Origin of the sequence: Agrobacterium sp. P15N1-A, assembly GCF_044626815.1 — a bacterium.
Classification (GTDB): Bacteria; Pseudomonadota; Alphaproteobacteria; order Rhizobiales; family Rhizobiaceae; genus Agrobacterium; species Agrobacterium leguminum.
On sequence record NZ_JBIUPF010000009.1, the window covers coordinates 21,669 to 39,678 of the forward strand.

The window sequence follows — 18,010 nt, forward strand, 5'->3', positions numbered from 1 at the left end:
CCGCGGTCAATAACGACTGATGGCCAATCAGGCATCGAGGCCCGCGGAAACCGCAGCGGAAAGCGACCGCATCGGCTTCTTCGGCAAGGTCCCCAGCCATGGCGACTTCATCTCCGACGGGCTTGAACGGGAGCTGATCGGGACATTTGACGACTGGATGCGATCCGGCCTGCACGCCTGCGCGGACCTGTTTTCGGGCCGATGGCCCGAAATATTTACGTCATCGCCGCCCATACGCTTCATCATCGAAAGCGGCATATGGGGAAACTGCGCCTATGCCGGCGTGCTGGTGCCCAGTGCAGATCGGGTGGGACGCAAATATCCGCTGGCCATCATTGCCCAGCTCAATAGCTTCCGGAAACATCCGAGAACGCTCTATCTCGACGACACCTGGTTCATGGCCGCCGAGGCGCTGGCCGAGACATCCATGACGGGCGATTTCGACATGTCCCGGTTTAACACCTCCGTTAAAAAACTGCGCCTGCCGAAACCACGGGAAGAGGATGACGCCCCGGAAATGGCGCGCAGCCGCGCGCCGACGAGCCTCTGGTGGCGCATCGATCCCGTCAGCCGCCGCGCCCGCGGTCTCAAATTCGACGGCAAACCGAAAGCTTCCGATTTCCTGCGCCTCTTCAGCGACATGGCAGGCAAGGGCGATGAGGACGGCTCGACACCCGTACAGACGCAGGAAAGTGCGAGACAAAAAACTCCGCCCGTAATGACGCCCGCGCCCGCACCGCCAACGGAACAGCCGTCACCGGTCATCTACAGCTATGCCACGCACCCCGGAACACGGCTCTCCCTGAACGCGGATTCGCTCTTCGTTTCCCAGACCCCTGCCCTCTTCGCCATAGCAGATGGACAGGGAGACACGCACAGCGCCGTGGAAGCCGCACGTCTGGCCACAAATATTCTTGCCGAGACGCCCGATGCCGAAAGCCCCGAGGTGATGGCGCAACAGATCAGGGGAAAGCTCGGCACCGTCAACAGCCTGCTTCTTTCCCGTCAAACCATGGGCGCTGACGGCAGGCCGATGGCAAGCGTCATCATTGCCTCCATTATCGGCCGAAGGTTGAGCGTCCTGTGGTCCGGCGACGCGCGCGCCTATCTCCTGAAAAACGGAACCATGCATCAGCTTTCGCGCGATCACGTCGTTGTCGGCATGAAAAGGCAGCTCGCGCAATGTGTCGGCCTTTCCCAGCAGTTCCGCCCGGACATCGTCGGGGAAGACTGGGGTTCGCAGGACAGGCTGCTCCTGTGCAGCTATCCGCTGGTACAAATCCTGAAGGAGCGGGCCATTGCCGAGATTGTCGGTAACACCCCGATCAAAGACTGCGCCAGTGCCCTGATCCAGGAAGCATTGATCGAGGACGCACGCGAGAATGTCAGCGCCATCGTGATTGGAAACCGGCTTGAGCAAGGGTAAACAATCCGGCGATGGGCCTGCCTACCCGCAGGTTGCCGAGCGCTTTTCCGATCTGTGGCAAAGCATTCGCCATGACGGCACGCGGGAAAGGCCTGCCGAAGAACAGAAAGACCTGATCGATCAGGTCAGAAATGCGCTGGATCGGCAAATCTCGCATTTTTCCGATGCGAAACCCGGCTGGATCGCCGACAGTTTTGCCCTTGAACGGATTGCTTACGAAAGCGAAAACACGCTGCTGCTGCAGGTGCGGCACCGCGATCTCGGCTCCCTTCACGCCCTGAAAACCACACCGCCGGCGTTGAGAAACGACGCAGCGCTGCTGCAAAGATTACGCGAGGAGGCGCAGCTCGGCCTGACGCTACGCCATCCGTGTCTGGTGGAAACATCGGCGCTGCTGAGACTGGCCGATGGCCGGCCGGGCCTGTTGCAACCATGGTTCCCGCAATCATTGGCGTCGCTTGCATCGCAGCGGCCGGTTAGCGCGCCGCAGGCGATTACAATCCTTCGCCGCCTGCTGGAAGGGCTGAGCGCCATGCATGCACGGGGGTACGTCCACTGCGATGTCACGCCAGCCAATATTCTGCTGGAGGACGGCGATTTCGAAACGGGCAGGCTTGGCGATTTCGGCATTGCGCTGGAGATCGGCCAAAAACACGCGGACCGAGGCATGAGCTTTGCCGCCTCGTGTGAATTTGCAGCACCGGAACGGATGCGGGACGCAACCGCAAAGCCGGATCAGGATATATTTTCCGTAGGGCGGCTTGCCCGGCGGCTTATCGCGACGGGCGAGGTGCGAACAACGCAAAGGCTGACGGATTTTGCGGACGCCTGTTGCCGGGACGAACCCGCGTCGCGTCCGCAATCGGCAATGGAAGCGCTACAGCTTCTGTAGCGCTTCATTGGTCAGTTGCCGCTGCCGGGAAGCGGTGCTGCCGCCGTCGGCACGCTCTTCTGGAACACGGTCAGGAGCTTGGCCGAATCCACCAGCGGCGCGTTGCTGGCATAGAGCACGTCGCCCTTCTGCATCTGGAAGAGCTGCATGAGGGCAATGCTGGAAGCATCGCGCATATTGACGTGATAAATCACCGGCCGCATGGTCGTGGCCGTCGCGACCGGGCCTTTCGCGCCCGATGCAGCTGCCGACGGCACCTGAATGATCTCGTTGCGGAAGACATAGACATTGCGCGCGTCCGCACGGTCATCCAGCAATCCGCCGGCGCGGCCAACAGCCTGCGCGAGGGTCAGTTTTCCGGCTTCGAACTGGAATTCGCCGGCGCTCTTGAAAGCGCCGAGCGCGGTGTAGCTCGCTGCATCGCCATCGATCATGATCTGATCGTCCGGCGACAGGCGGATATTCTGGCGGTCTTCCCGCATGACGCGGTCAAGCGGCGCGCTCGCCCTGTGCGAGCCGCGAACGACGGTAACCGTGGCAGCGCCCGGAGCGACAGTCGGGCCGCCGGCCTGATTGAGCGCATCGAGCACCCGCTCCTGACGGGCGGTAAGCGTTATTTTTCCGGGGTTTTTCACCGCGCCGCTAAGCATGACGGCGCTTGTCGGCTTGTCGACGACGGTGACAACCGCCTGCGGGTTCACGGCCGATCCCTTGAGCCCGGCAACGACCTGCGATTGCAGCCCCTCAGGCGTCGAATCCACCACCCTCTGTTTGCCGACGAAGGGGATATTCACCGATCCGCTCTGATCCACCGTAAAGCGTCCGAGATTGAGCGTCTTGCTTTGCGTCGGGGAGAAAAGCCCGTCTTCGCCCGTATCCAGCACGGTGATGTCGATCACGTCGCCGCGACGCAATCTCTGGGCGTTGTAACCGGTGTTGCGAAGTGCTGTGAGGCCGGGGCCGGAGGCATTCTGCAGGCTTCCGGCGGAAACCGTGGCCGCCGGTGCATTCGCCAGCTCGATGACGGGGATTTTTTCGTTGGTTCGAGGGAAAGTCGCAGATCGGATATTGCCTGCGGTCGGTCCGTCAGATGGCTTTGCACATGCGCTCAAAAGAGCCACCAGCAAAACCGCCCCCAACTTTTTCATCCCTCATCCCCTTGATGATTCAACCTGACGCAGAGATAACATCCAGACACGTCATCGCAACAACTTTAGCGGTTGCAATTTAGCGAAAACTTGTCTTCCGGAGAAAAGGTGTGACCATTCCGCAACCTTTTCGGAACCGCCTGCCGCAAACCCCAACAATGCACCGATGAGAAATCACCGGTCCTCACGGACTGGCGCCGGCCAGCGACATTCAATGGAACGGTTTTGCGGGGGAGGAGTTTGTTTTCTGCAAACCAAGACAGGAGGAAGAACAATGGATCACACCAATCACGTACGCCTGGCTGAAACCGAACTGACGCCGTCCGTTCTTGAAGGCGCCACCGTTTATGGTGCGGACGATCACAAGGTCGGCAAGGTCGATCATGTCCATGGCGTCGGGGCCGGCAGCACCGCCATCATCGATGTCGGCGGCTTTCTCGGTATCGGCGCAAAGCCGGTCGCAGTGCCGCTCAGCGATCTTGATTTCATGCGGGATGAGGACGGCGATGTCCATGCGGTCACTTCATGGACCAAGGACCAGCTGAAGGACATGCCCGAGCATCGTCATTAACAGCATTGTCATTCCTTAAGAGGAGCGCCCGGCTGTTTGCCGGGCGTTCTTTTATTTTTCGGGCAGGCGATTGCCCCCGCGCACATCAAACGGCGAGGAAACCGCCATCGACCGGCAACACGGCTCCGGAAATCATGCGGTTGTCGTCCGACAGGAGCAGCGCGATGCTCTGAGCCACCTCCTCCGCTTCGGCGAACCGGTTGAGCGGATGGCGAACCATCATCGGCTGGCTTTTCGCCGGGTCGTTCCAAGCTTCCGCGGCCAGTTCGGTGAGGGTGATGGTCGGCGCAACCGCGTTGACACGGATGCCGTGCGGGCCAAGCTCCTTGGCAAGAACGCGGGTTGCCCCTTCCAGCCCGGCCTTGGAGGCCGCGTAGCAGAGGTGATCCTGAAAACCGCGGTGACCGGCGATGGAAGTGATGTTGACGATGGCACCGCCGCCGCCCTTCGCCATGCGGGCGCGGGCAAATTCCTGACATGTGACCAAAGCCGCGCGCAGGTTGATGCCGAGAACGGCTTCATAACCCGCATCGCTCATATCCAGCACGCTTTCGAGCACGTTGATGCCGGCGCTGTTGATCAGGAAATCGCAGGGGCCGGCTTCCTTCATGGCGGCGCGGGTGGCCGCGACATCGGCAAGATCGACGCGGATCGAACGGCCGCCGATTTCGCTTTTCAGGCTGTCGAGATCGGACTGGGTGCGGCTGATCGCCACGACTTCCGCACCGCGCGCGGCCATCAGGCGGGCGCAGGCGCGGCCGATGCCTTTGCCTGCGCCGGTGATGATGACGGATTTTCCGGAAAACTGCATGGAATCCTCTTTATTTTGCGGCCATGACGGCCGGATGATCTAAACTTTTGACAGCGCTCAGGAATGGCTGGCGGCACGAATGGCGCGCGCGGCATTTTGCAGCGCCAGAAATGCGTCGTAACGGGACTGGTGCACCCGCTGAAAAGCGGGATCGGGTGCGGAACTGCTGGCGATGCGGGACATGGCCGGCATGGCGGCGATAAGGTCCGGATAGGTCCCTGCGGCAACCGCACCGAGCATGGCAGAGCCGAGAAGCACCGGCTCTTCGCATTCGCTAAGCTCAACGGGAAGTCCGGTGGCGTCTGCCAGTAATTGTCTTGCAAGCGGATGGGCGCCTGCCCCACCGCTGACGCTGATGGTTTCCACCGGCGCACCGTTGCGGGCCTGCGTTTCGATGATCTGGCGAAGCCCGTAACCAAGGCCGAGAAGGCCGGCCACATAAAGCGCCACTAGGGAATCCACGCCTGTCTCGGTACCGTAACCGGCGATGACAGCGCGGGCATGGGGATCGGCAAACGGCGCGCGGTTACCGAGAAACTCCGGCACCACGTGAAAATCCTCGGCGATCTTTGCGGCAGCGGAAGCGGATGCGGCAAGAGTGAGCGCCCGGTCAGCGAGCCATACCGGCAAGGCTTTGCCTTCCTTGTCGGCAAGCGCCTTCGCCTCGGCATAGGCCGGGTGCAGCTGCACGAGATAATCGATGGCCGCGCCGGCAGCGGACTGGCCGCCTTCATTCAGCCATGCGCCAGGAACCATGGCGGAATAATAGGGTCCCCATACACCCGGCACGAAGGCGGGTTCGGTGGTGGTCGTCATGGTGCAGGATGAGGTGCCGAAAACATAACCGAGGCATCGCGACGCATCGCCGCCCGCAGCCACCGTGCCGACACCACCGGCATGGGCGTCGATCAGACCTGCCGCAACCGCGGTGCCCGCAACCAGACCCATGGCTTTTGCAGCGTCTTCCGTCAAACCGTTACCCAGCGCCGTGCCGGGATGGACGACGCTTTGACCGATGCGGCGAAAACCCTGTTCGGCAAGATCGCCAAGCCCGATGCGGGTGAAATACTCCGCATCCCAACGGTTCTCATGGGCGAGATAAGTCCATTTGCAGGTCACCGTGCAGGCGGAGCGATCAAGCGCGCCCGAAGCCTTCCATGTCAGAAAGTCCGTGAGGTCGAAAAAATGCTCGGCCCGGGCATAGATGTCCGGCCTGTTTTCGCTGAGCCACAGCAGTTTCGGCGTCTGCATTTCCGGGGAAATACGGCCGCCGACATATTTCAGCACGGTGTGTTCGCCGGCATTGATGCGCTCCGCCTGTTCGACGGCGCGGTGATCCATCCAGACGATGATGTCGCGCTCGGGATGATCGGGGGCCCCAACCGGCAGGGTCTCATCTTCCGGTCCACGCACCACCAGCGAGCAGGTGGCATCGAAACCGATGCCGGCGACCTCGGCGGGATCGATGCCGGCGCGGGAAACGCTTTCCCTGACGCTATCGCAAACGGCCTGCCATACTTCGCCGCTCGATTGTTCGGCAATGCCGCCATCCTCGCGATGCATGCCGATCGGGCGTTTGGCGGTGGCGAGAAGCTTTCCCGCGACATCGAAGACACCGGCGCGCGCCGAGCCGGTCCCGACATCGACGCCAATCAGATAGGAAGCCATTTTCGATACTCCTCGGAGCGGATCATCCGGTGCTTGAACAGGGTTGAGCGGCGAGACCGTTTCCGGTTGCCCCGCCGCTCCGGAGATTTTTAAACGCGGTCGAAGTTGGTCGGCAAGACCAGCATGTCGCGGATGGTGACCGTGCGCTTGCGCGTCAGCATGTAGACAACGGCATCGGCCACTTCGCTCGCATCGATGAGGCTGCCCGATTCCTTGGCCTTACGGAGATTTTCCTCCGGCCAGTCGGCCAGAAGTGCGGAAACCACCGGGCCGGGAGAGACCTGCGCCACGCGCACGCCGTGCGGGATCATCTGGCGGCGCATGCCCTGCACGAAGCTGGTGATCGCCCATTTCGAGCCCGAATAGACCGGCTCCCAATAGGTCGGGAAATGGCCGGCGATCGAGCAGGTTACGACGATATCGCCGGTCTTGCGCTCCGACATATGCGGCACGACGGCCTGCACATTCTTCATCACGGCGTTGACGTTAAGGTTCAGCATCTTGTCGATGGCTTCAGGCGTCGTTTCGGTCAGCTCACCGCCGATATAGGTGCCGGCATTGCAATAGAGGATGTCGATATGATCGACTTTCCCTAGGATTTCCGGGATCATGGCATTGCAGCTGTCGGCATCGAGCAGGTTCGTCACCTGCGGAATGGCGCGGTCACCAAGCTTGGCGGCCAGGTCTTTCAAGGCTTTCTCGTTCCAGTCGACCATGACCACGGTTGCGCCCTGCTCCAAGAGCGCTTCGGTGGTGGCAAGCCCGATGCCGGATGCGGCACCGGTGATGACCGCGATCTTGCCTTGCAGCGATTCAGACATTTAATTCTCCTGCGTTTATGAAGATATTTCCGGGCCGGCTCAGCGCCATTCGCGCCCGATATAGATGGCCAGCAGAATGATGCCGCCCTTGATGACATCCTGCAGATAGGGGTTGATGCCCATCAGGTTGAGGCCGTTATTGAGGATGCCGAGCAGCACCGCACCAATCAGCGTGCCGAGGATGAGGCCCCTGCCCCCGGCAATCGCCGTACCGCCGAGAACGACCGCCGCGATGGCGTCCAGTTCGAAGCCGACGCCGGCATTCGGCTGGCCGCTCATCAGGCGACCGGTAAGGATGAGGGCCGCAAGCGCTGCGGTGACACCCGAAATGCCATAGACGGCGAGTTTGACGCGCTGCGTCTTCACACCCGAAAGACGGGCAGCCAGTTCGTTTCCACCGAGCGCATAGACATGGCGTCCGAAAGCCGTGCGCTGCAACAGCACCCAGGCGACGGCATAGATCACCACCATGATGACGACCGGCACCGGAACGACGCCGATACGGCCGACGCCGAACCAGGAAATCCAGCTCGGAATGCCGCTGACCGGATAACCGCCGGAATAAATGAGGCCGAGACCTCGCGCCATGCCCATGGTGGCAAGCGTGACGATGATGGCGGGCATCTTGCCCCAGGCGACAAGCGCCCCGTTGAAGATGCCGATGCCGAGACCGATGAACAGGCCGGCCGGCAGGGCAACCGAGGCAGGCAGGCCCGAATTCACCATCAGACCGGCGGACAATGTGCCGACAAGCGCCATGACCGCGCCGACCGACAGGTCGATCCCGCCGGTGAGGATGACGAAGGTCATGCCGACGGCGAGGATGCCTACGACGGAAACCTGCCGCAGCACGTTCATGATATTGTTGACGCTGAAGAAATTGTCGCTCGCAAGCCCCATCAGGATCGATACGACAATCAGGCCCGCCAGAGGCAGGGCGAGCGGCGAACGCAGCATGGCGCTGAGACTGAAACCGCCCGTTTTCGCGGCAGTGCCGGTGTTTGCATCAAGCGACATGTTCAACTCTCCCGGTGGTGGCGTTTGTCATTATTGTTTCTGAATTGATGTCTTCGCCCTCGACCGTGGCGACGATGCCGCCGGAACGGAAGACGCAGACCCTGTCGGACATGCCGATCACTTCCGGCAGCTCCGAGGAGATCATGATGATCGAATAGCCTTTGGCGGCGAATTCGCGCATCAGCGAATAGATTTCCGCCTTCGCGCCAACGTCGATGCCGCGTGTCGGCTCATCGAAGATCAGCACGCGCATGTCATGGTTCAGCCAGCGGGCGATGACGATCTTCTGCTGGTTGCCGCCCGATAGCGTGTCGACGCGGGCATAGGGCCCCTGCGCCTTCACCTGCACCTGCGCCATGGCCTTTGTCGTGTGCTCCAGTTCCTTCTTGAGATCGAGGAACCAGTGCGCCTTGCGGTATTTGCGATAATTGTTGAGCGAAATATTCTGCAGGATGGAGAAACTGGTGATCAGCCCCTCCTCCTTGCGGCTTTCCGGCAGCAGGCCGATGCCGCGCATCAGGGCTTCATCCGGGCCGGAAAAACGCGTGTCCACACCGTCGACCTTGATCTTGCGGCGCGAGGCGGAATGCGCACCCAGCATGGCGAGAACCGTTTCCGTGCGACCCGAGCCGACAAGCCCGGCAAAGCCGAGAATTTCGCCCTTCCGCAGCGCAAAGCGGGAGACCGGGCCTCCCTTCTTCAATTGCAGCTCTTCCACTTCGATCACCTTTGCGGCGGAAGGATCGAGCGGCGGCTTCGGCGGGAAGCTGGCTTCGATGCGCCGGCCGACCATCATCTCGACCAGACGGTCATTGTCGACCTCCGACGTCAGGCAGGAACCGATCAACTCGCCATCGCGCAGAACGGTGATGCGGTCGCAGATCTCGAAAATTTCCTCGAGGTGATGCGAAATGAAGATGATCGCCACGCCCTGACGCCGCAGCTCGCGCATGACTTTGAAGAGGTGCTCTGTCTCGGAGGGGGTGAGCGTGGCCGTCGGCTCGTCGAGTACCAGGATGCGCGCATCCAGCGACAGCGCCTTTGCGATTTCGACAAATTGCTGCTGGGCGACGGAGAGGCGGTGCACCGGCACATCAAGCGGTACATCCACCGCCAGACGGCTCATGATTTCAGCCGCGCGCTTGCGCATCGCGCCCTTGTTCAACAGGCGCAGCGGCCCGCGGATCTCGCGGGCAAGAAACATGTTTTCAACGGCATTGAGATAGGGGATCAGGCTGAATTCCTGAAACACGATGCCGACGCCGGCGGCAATCGCCTCGTCATAATTGGCGAAGCGGCGATCCTTGCCGTCAATGCGGATCGTCCCCTCCGATGGCTGCAAAATGCCGCACAGGATCTTCATCAAAGTCGACTTGCCGGCACCGTTTTCGCCCAGAAGCGCATGCACCTCGCCGGCGCGCGCCTCAAGGTCGACGCCGCGCAGGACATCGATCTTGCCAAAGCTTTTTCTTATTCCATTCAGTTCCAGCATTTCACCCTCCTCAATGGTCGGGATTTAACCCCGCCCCCATACTAGATGGGGACGGGGCCTGGGAGGAGTTCTTACCAGCTGAACTCGCCGGCGTTTTTGCTGTCGACGACCATAACGTCGATCGGGACTTCCTTCGGCACCACGCGTGCGCCCCACTTCTGGGCAAGCGCCATGGCAAGGCCGACACGGACCTGGTCACGCGGGAACTGCGCGGTGGTTTCGATGAAAGGGCCACCCTCGGCAATCGCCTTCACCGCTTCCGGAGCGCCGTCTACCGAGGTCAGCTTGATGTCCTTGCCGGAACCCTGAATAGCAGCGAGTGCACCCATCGCGCCGCCGTCATTCACCGAGAAGATACCGGCGAGGTTCGGACGCGACTGGATCATGTTTTCAACGACGCCGAGAGCAACGGAGCGGTCCTGACGGCCGTTCTGCGTGTCGACCAGCTTGATGTCCGCGAATTCGGCAAGCGCTGCCTTGCAACCTTCAACGCGCTGCAGGATCGGCACGACCGGGATACCGTCGAGGATCGCGACTTCACCCTTGCCGCCGAGCGCGTCACCGAGATGCTTGCACGACTTGTAACCCGCGTCACGGTTCTTCGAGCCGACGAAGGTGTCGACCGGGCCGTTTGCGTTGGCGTCTACAGCAACGACGATCACGCCGGCAGCCTTTGCAGCATGCACGGCGGCTTCGATACCGGCGCTGTCCGTCGGGTTGAGGAGCAGAATGTCGATCTTCTGCTGAAGCATGTCTTCGACGTCGGAAATCTGCTTTGCCACATCGTGGCCGGCATCGGTCACGACGACATCTGCGCCGATGCTTGCTGCGGCTTCTTTCAGCGCTTCCTGCATCGATACGAAATAGGGGTTGTTCAGCTCCTGGAAGGTCATGCCGATCTTCAGCTTTTCCTGCGCCAGCGCCGGAGCGGCCATCATTGCGATTGCAGCTGTTGCCATCAGAAACTTGGATTTCATTTTCATCTCACTATTCCTCCCGTTTGGAAAGTTGGGGCAACAAGTGCCCGTTTCCGGACAGCCCTCTGCCCGAATTCTAAAAAATCGGCGATGTGTCGCTGGTTTAATCCGCCATGACCGCTGCCTTCTGGGCTGCGAATACGGTGCGGAACCTCGACGGCGACATTCCCTTCAATTTCAGGAAATGCCGGTTGAAATTCGAAAGGTTGGAAAAGCCCACATCGTAGCAGACCTCCGCCACCTTGACCTCCTGATCCGCCAGCAGCATCTGGCAGGCGAGATCGATGCGTAACTGATTGCGATACCGCACCAGCGTCGTTCCCGTGTGGCGCTTGAAGGCGCGGGAAAAGGCGCTTGGGCTCTGGCCTACCATCTCGGCAAGGTCGATTTCCTCGACCTGCTCGGTCAGGTGCTGGCGCAGATGCGACAGCGCGCGGTTGATGCCGCTGTCGCCGATGCCGGTCAGATCAAGCTCGTAGCTCAGGCTTGCCAGCACCTCGGAAGACGGCGCATTGACCAGGAGATCGAGAATTTCCCAGAAAAGTGCAAGCCGCGTCAGCCCCTGCGCCTCGATCAGCCGCAGGATCAGCGGACGAACACGATCGCTTGTCTCATCGTCGAACAGAATGCCGCGGCGGCTGCGGTCCAGCAGCGCACGGACCACCTCCATCTCGGACATGGAGGTGCAGGCATCCTCGATAAAAGCCTCCGGAAACTGGATCACGAGAGAGCGTGTCGGCACGATCTCGTCCGGCTCGATCTCGCTGATCCAGTTCTGGGGGAGATTGGGACCGGTCATGATGAGCTGACCGGGGCCGAAACGGCCGACGAAATCCCCGATATAAAACGTGCCTGACGTGGCGACGACGAGGTGGATTTCGTATTCGGGATGATAATGCCAGCGCACGGTGCGGAACGGATAGCCATGCCGCCAGGCAGCGAAGGATTCGCCCTTGCGGATGTGCACCAGTTCCAGATCGGGCTGCATCATAGTTCCTCCCATCGACACGTCCGCCGCATTTGCGGAGCAGAGCCATTCCTCTTTATGGCTCGTCCCAGGCGTTGATGAGGAGCATATGGCGTGCGCTATCTGTGCTTCCACATCACGCCGAAGAAATTACCGATACTTTTTTGACTCTTTTTTGTCGGGAATTGAATAGTCGCCGGATGGGACTGGCCAGAAACTCGGCGGCCGCGCCAATTTTTTTGCACAATTCGGCGTGATCCGCTCAAACAATGCTCACCCGAAGGCGATATCTTGTAAATATTTGGAGTGCGGACCACCGGACAACGGCAGACCGCACTCATACTTTTCCGCAGCATCTCTGCCACTCAATCATCGGTGGCAGGCATCGGTGGTCCGCACGCGATCTTTTATTGCGGCATCACGATCTGAAGTTTCACATCCGTTTCCCGCGCCTCCACCGCACGGTCGAAGCCGGCGATGCTGTCTTCGAAGGGAATGGTCGCGGAAATCAGCGGCTTCAGGTCGACCTTGCCGGACGCGATGAGCGCAACTGCCCGGTCGTAAACATTGGCGTAGCGGAAAACCGTTTCGACCCGCAGTTCCTTGGCCTGCAGGCCGACAATATCGACAGGAACCGGATCGACGGGCATGCCGACCAGCACGATCGCGCCGCCCGGCCGCGCCAGCTTCGCCATGCCGAGCACGGCGGGTGCTGCACCCGAGCATTCGAAGACGATATCGCAACCCCAGCCGTCGGTCGCCGCCGAGACGGCCTCGGCGAGATTGCGTTCGCGGATGTTGACGGTTTCGATGCCATCATAGGAACCGATGATATCGAGCTTCGGCTGGGCGAGATCGGCAACGATGACCTTGGCGCAACCGCCGGCAAGCGCCGCCAGCGCCACCATCATGCCGATCGGACCCGCCCCCGTGACGACAGCAATATCGCCCGGCTGGATACGCGCCCTGAGCGCCGCCTGCATGCCGATGGCGAAGGGTTCGACCATGGCGCCCTCGGCAAAGGACACATTGTCGGGCAGCCTGTAAGTGAAGGCGGCGGGATGAACGACCTCAGGCGTCAGGCAGCCATGAATGGGCGGCGTCGCCCAGAAGCGGACAGCCGGATCGACATTGTAGATGCCGAGCTTGGAGGCGCGCGATGTGGGATCGGGAATGCCGGGCTCCATGCAGACGCGGTCGCCCACCTTCAGATGCGTCACCTCGGCGCCGGTCTCGATCACCGTTCCAGACGCTTCATGGCCGAGCACCATCGGCGCGTTGACGACGAAATGACCGATCTTGCCATGAGTGTAATAATGGACATCCGAGCCGCAGATGCCGACCGTATGGGTGCGGATGCGCACATCCCTGGGCCCGAGTTCAGCGGATCCTGCTCCACCCGGAATGTCAAAATCCCTGAGCGAGAGCTTGCCTTTTTCTTCCAGCACCAGTGCCTTCATCTCATCCTCCGTGGTTTGCGATACGCCTGGCAGCGAATTCAGTGAGGGTGATGGCGTGCAACCCCGGCAAAAGTAAACAGAAATCGGCCGGATCGGCCGGTTTTTCTTCACTCCGGAAAAACTGTATCGGACAGCCCGCGATTTCTTATCATCCCCAGCGCGACGCGATCCTCAAGACGCAGGAAAACCGGCCTGATTCGTTGGCCCATTTCGCGATCATCGCGTGCCTAAAAGCCTGTGGCACCGCAAACCCGGTCGCTCACATTTTTTCGCCGGGCAACACGCTTGCCTGCCTCACCCACTCCACGAACTGCGCCTCATCAAACGCATCCTCGTGGATATCGAGGTAGCGGACCTTCGGATGTTTGGAAGTGCCGGGCGGCAAAGGCTGCAAGGATGCGCCGTTCAGGAAGGTCACCTTGATGTATTTCGTAAAGCAGTGAAGGCTGAGGAACCAGATATCGTCCTCCATGCCGTAGAAGGGCGAATTCCACTTCACAGCCTTGCGCACGCCGGGCACGACACCTTCGATCAGCCTGTCGATACGACCACCGACCTCGCTTTTCCACCCCGGCATGGCGGCGATATAGGCCTGCACCGGCGCGTCGCCATATCCTTTTGCAATCTGGGGATTACCGCCCGAAAGAAGCTTCGGCGATTGATCCGATGGGGCGCTTCCGGACGCTTTTTCCGACGGCTTGTCGACCATAACCTTGACCTCAGAGGTGTCAAACAGGTGCTACCAATAACATGATCCGTATCTATTCCAGATATCTCTACACATTTTCCGTGATGATCGCCTAGCCGACCCGGAATAACAGATAGGCCGCTATGCGGGTCAGTCTTTCCTGACCCGCAATCCCTCCAGAAAGGTCCGGAAACTGCCGACAGCCCGTTTCGAGGTCGTTTCGGGATCGTCGGAATTGGCTATCCATTGGGCGGCGCTGCTGCTCGCCGCATTGATGAAGCGGGCGCATGCCTCCGGATCGATGTCGCCGATGGTGCCTTCTTCCCGAAGCGCATCCAGGCTTCGGGCGACAGCCGAGATGCAGCCATTGGCATTGGGCCAGCGCGACGGATCGCCGAGCACCGCCGGCCCGTCGCGAAACATGATCCGCTGGATTTCCGGCTCGAGAGCCATGCGCACATAACCGACATTCTCCTCGACGAAACCCTCCCACCGGGTCGCGGCCCTTGACGAGATGTCACAGAGCCTCTCCGTCATCTCCGCATCGATTTCGGCCACAACGGCCAGCAGCAGGCCTTTCTTGTCGCCGAAATGGTGATAGAGCGCGCCACGGGTGAGACCGGCTTCGGCGGTGAAGTCGTCCATCGACGCTTCCGCATAACCGATGCTGCCAAAGGCCTTGCGGCCGGCAGCCAGAAGCTTCGCCCGCGTCTCGGCAATCATTTCACTGCGAGGTTTGCGCATTTCTTCTCCATTTTCCACATACGGCGCGTATATTAGTTGACATACGCGTCGTATGCAATTATCTCATTCACATACGCCACGTATGTATGTGGTGGACACCCTTAGAACAAGGTGCATCCCGATGTCTAATCCATACAGAGAAATTTTCCGGGCTCCAGGCGCAAAAGGCTTCTCCGCCGCCGGTTTCTTCGCCCGCCTTCCCATTGCCATGGCCCCGATCGGCATCGTCGCCATGCTTTCCCAGACTCACGGTGAATATTGGCTGGCCGGCGCCGTCTCGGCAACCTTCGCATTGACCAATGCCGCCCTCTCCCCGCAAATCTCCCGTCTGGTGGACCGCAAGGGGCAGAGCAAGGTCCTCATCCCCGCCACCATCGTCTCGGTCATCGCCTTTGCGGCGCTGATTATCGCGACAAATCAGAGATGGCCGGCGTGGACGCTGTTCCTTTCCGCTTTCCTCGCCGCCGCCATGCCGAGCATTCCCGCCATGATGCGCGCCCGCTGGACGGAAATCTTCCGCGACCGGCCGGAGCTGAACACCGCCTTCGCCTTCGAATCCGCCGCCGACGAACTTGTCTACATCTCCGGCGCCTCGCTTTCTGTTGGCCTTGCGGTTTCGCTCTTTCCGGAAGCGGGCATGATGATCAGCACCACCTTCCTGGCGCTCGGCACCTTTGCCTTCCTTCTGCAACGCTCGACCGAGCCCAAGGTGCGGCCGGTTGAAAGCGGCCGCCGGCAGCGTTCGGCCATCTTCCTGCGCCCGGTCCAGATCATCACGCTTGCGCTGATCTTCGTCGGCTCCACTTTCGCCACGGCCGAGGTAAGCGCCGTCGCAATCACCAAGGCGCTTGGTCAACCGGAAGCCGCCAGCCTCGTCATCGGCGTCTATGCCATCGGCTCCTTCGTGGTCGGCCTCATTCTCGGCGCGCTCAACCCCAAAATGCCGCTGCAACGGCAATTGCTGATCGCCGTCAGCGTGCTCGCGCTCACCGCCCTGCCGCTGCTTGTCGCCAACACCTCGGTAGCGCTTCTCGCTTTCGCCGTTTTCCTCAGCGGCGTTGCAATCTCGCCGATCTTCATCACCTCATTCGGCCTGATCGAGCGCCGCGTGCCGGAATCGATGCTGACGGAAGGCGTGACATGGGTGATGACCGGCATCGGTATCGGCATGGCGCTCGGCGCCTTCGTTTCCGGCTGGGTAATCGACAATTTCGGCCCGGACAACGGTTTCTGGGTGTCCGTCGCCGCAAGCCTTTCGACAGTCGCCATCATCGCGCTCGGCCAGCGCAGCCTCTCCGGAAATCGCGGACGGTCGGATATGGAAGCCGTGGCGCAGCCCGCCGAATAACAACCTTTACTCGCAGTCTGCCTCATTCATCGCGGCAATTGATATGAACGCAGGAAAAGTCACAGACTAATCCATAGTACAGCGACTGTTTTACTTTACCGTCGCCCCGCAAGCATGATACCGGCAACATCAACGGCCGATGATATCATGCCTGCGGGGCGATCCTGTTTATCGAAGCCGTCGCTTCGCATATTCTCGAATTCGGCACCGATTGCACATAATCGACCGACGGCTGCATCGTTCGACACACCGACCGTCCATTCACCGGGCAGGCACGGGGTCGGTTACCGGAAGGCAAGGCTCTTGAGTTGGGATCTGCAGGAATTGTTCCGGCTATATGCGAAGGGCATTGTCAGGTCCCTGCGCAGCAGGGGGATCGATCCTGAAACGGCATCCGATCTGGCGCAGGATGCCTTTTTGAAGGTGCTTGCCTCACCGCCGCCGGCAAGTGCCGCCTCCCACAATCCCAAATCCTACCTCTATACGGTGGCGCGCAATCTCAGCATCGATCATTATCGCCGCGAACGCAGTCTGCGCCGTGTCGACCTGCCGCAAAACGCCTTCGATGCCATCATCGATCCGTCGCCATCGGCCGAAACCATCGTCTATGACCGTCAGCGGCTGCAACTGGTGGAACAGGCGCTTTCGGAACTGCCGCGTCGGGTGCGTGAGGCCTTCCAGTTGCACCGGATGGGTGGCCTGACGATCAGCGACGTGGCGCAGAAGCTCGGCATGTCCACCACCCGCACCTGGGTTTTGATCCGCGACGCCTATGAACACATAGAGGATCGCCTGAACGGTCTATAGGGGACGGGCACCGTCACTTGCCCCAGATATCGCCGTTTAATCGCCGGCTTGCGCATTAAACTTCTTTCATTCGGAAATATGCGGCCTCTCATTCGTATATATCAAAGGCTGTGACATTGTCCGGTCTCCGGCAATCCTGAAAGGCTCCCTATGAACGAAGTGTCGGAAGAGCGACGCCTGTTTCGTGAAGCTGCGGATATTGCCATTCGCCTGCAGAACGACCCCGGCAATCCCGTCGCCATCGAAACGGCACGCGCCTGGATCGAGCGCGGACCGGCCCATGCCGCCGCCTGGGCGAAGGTCGCCGCGATCCACGGCATGACCGGCCAGATTCTGGCCGAGGAGGCCCGTTCCTCGCAAAAGGGCTTCGACCCCAACCGGCGTCTTCTGCTTGTCGGAGGCGTGCTCTGTCTTGGTGCGGCGGCTGGCGGTTCGGTGCTGGCACCCTATGTGAGGTTGCGCGCCCGTGCCGACTATCTGACATCGACGGCCGAGATCAGAGAAATTCCCCTCGAGGACGGCAGCATGGTCACGCTTGGACCGGACAGCGCAATCGCCATCGATTTCGGCGAGCGGGCAAGACGGGTGAACCTCCTTACCGGCATGGCCTATTTCGATGTCCGGCCCGATGCCTCGCGCCCCTTCTCCGTCGCCTACGGACCATTGACCGCTACGGCGCTCGGGACCGCTTTCGACGTTTCGGGCGACGATCTCTCCATCTCCGTCTCCGTCGATCATGGGCTGGTTCTGGCCACATCGCCCGATCTGCCCTCTCCAGGCGGAGAGAAACTGGCGGCAGGCGAGTGGATGACCTACGACCAGGCATCGCGCCGTATGGATCGCGGCGTCAGGGAGGCTTCGGAAATCGCGGCATGGCGGACCGGCATGCTCATTGCCGAAAAGGAGACGGTCGCGGCGGTGGTCAATCGCATCGCCCGCTGGCAAAAGGGCAAGGTGGTCATCGCCACCCCTGCCCTGAAAAACAACGTCGTCAGCGGCGTCTTCGATCTTGCCGACCCCATCCGCGCGCTCGATGCGGTGGTGCGGCCATTCGGCGGCAAGGTGCGGGCCGTCACGCCATTTTTGACCGTTATTTCCTCCATTTAAGAAAACTTGAGAAAAAGAGGAAAATTTTCGAACGTCATTCGTATTGTCCTCAGAGAACCCGCCGCC

17 protein-coding genes are annotated in these 18,010 nt (G+C 60.7%); 6 read left to right on the top strand and 11 right to left on the bottom strand.

Annotated features, from left to right (window positions below):
• The first annotated feature begins 19 nt into the window (after positions 1-19).
• Both tagF and ACIK7D_RS24550 read left to right on the top strand, forming a co-directional pair.
• Positions 20-1,426, top strand: coding sequence for a type VI secretion system-associated protein TagF (tagF, locus tag ACIK7D_RS24545; protein WP_400157720.1), 1,407 nt, complete (start codon positions 20-22; stop codon positions 1,424-1,426).
• Complete coding sequence (locus ACIK7D_RS24550) at positions 1,413-2,318, top strand: protein kinase (RefSeq protein ID WP_174024043.1); 906 nt, start codon at positions 1,413-1,415, stop codon at positions 2,316-2,318. Before tagF ends, ACIK7D_RS24550 begins: the two co-directional genes overlap by 14 nt.
• 11 nt (positions 2,319-2,329) lie before the next feature.
• Here ACIK7D_RS24550 and ACIK7D_RS24555 read toward each other — a convergent pair whose 3' ends face one another.
• Positions 2,330-3,466: a polysaccharide biosynthesis/export family protein gene (locus ACIK7D_RS24555; protein WP_080820383.1), complete on the bottom strand. Its 1,137-nt coding sequence runs from the start codon at positions 3,464-3,466 to the stop codon at positions 2,330-2,332.
• Positions 3,467-3,740: 274 nt separating this feature from the next.
• Here ACIK7D_RS24555 and ACIK7D_RS24560 point away from each other — a divergent pair, with 274 nt between their 5' ends.
• On the top strand, positions 3,741-4,037 hold the full coding sequence (locus ACIK7D_RS24560) for a PRC-barrel domain-containing protein (protein ID WP_080820381.1): 297 nt from the start codon (positions 3,741-3,743) through the stop codon (positions 4,035-4,037).
• 85 nt (positions 4,038-4,122) lie between these two features.
• Here ACIK7D_RS24560 and ACIK7D_RS24565 read toward each other — a convergent pair whose 3' ends face one another.
• The 10 genes from ACIK7D_RS24565 to ACIK7D_RS24610 all read right to left on the bottom strand — a co-directional run bounded on the left by ACIK7D_RS24565 (position 4,123) and on the right by ACIK7D_RS24610 (position 14,682).
• Positions 4,123-4,848 (bottom strand): SDR family oxidoreductase, encoded by a 726-nt coding sequence (locus tag ACIK7D_RS24565; protein ID WP_400157721.1) that lies wholly within the window; start codon positions 4,846-4,848, stop codon positions 4,123-4,125.
• Between the two features lie 57 nt (positions 4,849-4,905).
• On the bottom strand, positions 4,906-6,516 hold the full coding sequence (locus ACIK7D_RS24570; RefSeq protein WP_400157722.1) for an FGGY-family carbohydrate kinase: 1,611 nt from the start codon (positions 6,514-6,516) through the stop codon (positions 4,906-4,908).
• 89 nt (positions 6,517-6,605) lie between these two features.
• Positions 6,606-7,337, bottom strand: a complete 732-nt coding sequence (locus tag ACIK7D_RS24575) for an SDR family oxidoreductase (RefSeq protein WP_400157723.1) — start codon at positions 7,335-7,337, stop codon at positions 6,606-6,608.
• A gap of 39 nt (positions 7,338-7,376) precedes the next feature.
• Positions 7,377-8,354 (bottom strand): ABC transporter permease, encoded by a 978-nt coding sequence (locus tag ACIK7D_RS24580; protein ID WP_400157724.1) that lies wholly within the window; start codon positions 8,352-8,354, stop codon positions 7,377-7,379.
• Positions 8,344-9,846, bottom strand: a complete 1,503-nt coding sequence (locus ACIK7D_RS24585; protein WP_400157725.1) for a sugar ABC transporter ATP-binding protein — start codon at positions 9,844-9,846, stop codon at positions 8,344-8,346. The genes ACIK7D_RS24580 and ACIK7D_RS24585 overlap by 11 nt, the downstream gene beginning before the upstream one ends.
• A gap of 71 nt (positions 9,847-9,917) precedes the next feature.
• Positions 9,918-10,829, bottom strand: a complete 912-nt coding sequence (locus tag ACIK7D_RS24590) for an ABC transporter substrate-binding protein (protein ID WP_080820364.1) — start codon at positions 10,827-10,829, stop codon at positions 9,918-9,920.
• A 97-nt stretch (positions 10,830-10,926) separates the two neighbouring features.
• Positions 10,927-11,811, bottom strand: a complete 885-nt coding sequence (locus tag ACIK7D_RS24595; protein ID WP_135398493.1) for an AraC family transcriptional regulator — start codon at positions 11,809-11,811, stop codon at positions 10,927-10,929.
• A gap of 386 nt (positions 11,812-12,197) precedes the next feature.
• On the bottom strand, positions 12,198-13,250 hold the full coding sequence (locus ACIK7D_RS24600) for an NAD(P)-dependent alcohol dehydrogenase (protein WP_400157726.1): 1,053 nt from the start codon (positions 13,248-13,250) through the stop codon (positions 12,198-12,200).
• A 259-nt stretch (positions 13,251-13,509) separates the two neighbouring features.
• A complete protein-coding gene (locus ACIK7D_RS24605) occupies positions 13,510-13,959 on the bottom strand; it encodes a DUF1801 domain-containing protein (protein ID WP_137454346.1) in 450 nt (149 codons plus the stop codon).
• A 129-nt stretch (positions 13,960-14,088) separates the two neighbouring features.
• Positions 14,089-14,682, bottom strand: a complete 594-nt coding sequence (locus ACIK7D_RS24610) for a TetR/AcrR family transcriptional regulator (RefSeq protein WP_162936917.1) — start codon at positions 14,680-14,682, stop codon at positions 14,089-14,091.
• Between the two features lie 121 nt (positions 14,683-14,803).
• Between ACIK7D_RS24610 and ACIK7D_RS24615 the strand changes: the two genes are divergently transcribed.
• The 3 genes from ACIK7D_RS24615 to ACIK7D_RS24625 all read left to right on the top strand — a co-directional run bounded on the left by ACIK7D_RS24615 (position 14,804) and on the right by ACIK7D_RS24625 (position 17,944).
• Positions 14,804-16,030 carry an MFS transporter gene (locus ACIK7D_RS24615; RefSeq protein WP_400157727.1) on the top strand — a complete coding sequence of 409 codons (1,227 nt, stop codon included), beginning with the start codon at positions 14,804-14,806 and terminating at the stop codon, positions 16,028-16,030.
• Between the two features lie 303 nt (positions 16,031-16,333).
• Positions 16,334-16,837, top strand: coding sequence for an RNA polymerase sigma factor (locus ACIK7D_RS24620; protein WP_400157728.1), 504 nt, complete (start codon positions 16,334-16,336; stop codon positions 16,835-16,837).
• A gap of 150 nt (positions 16,838-16,987) precedes the next feature.
• Complete coding sequence (locus ACIK7D_RS24625; protein WP_400157729.1) at positions 16,988-17,944, top strand: FecR family protein; 957 nt, start codon at positions 16,988-16,990, stop codon at positions 17,942-17,944.
• Positions 17,945-18,010 lie beyond the last annotated feature (66 nt).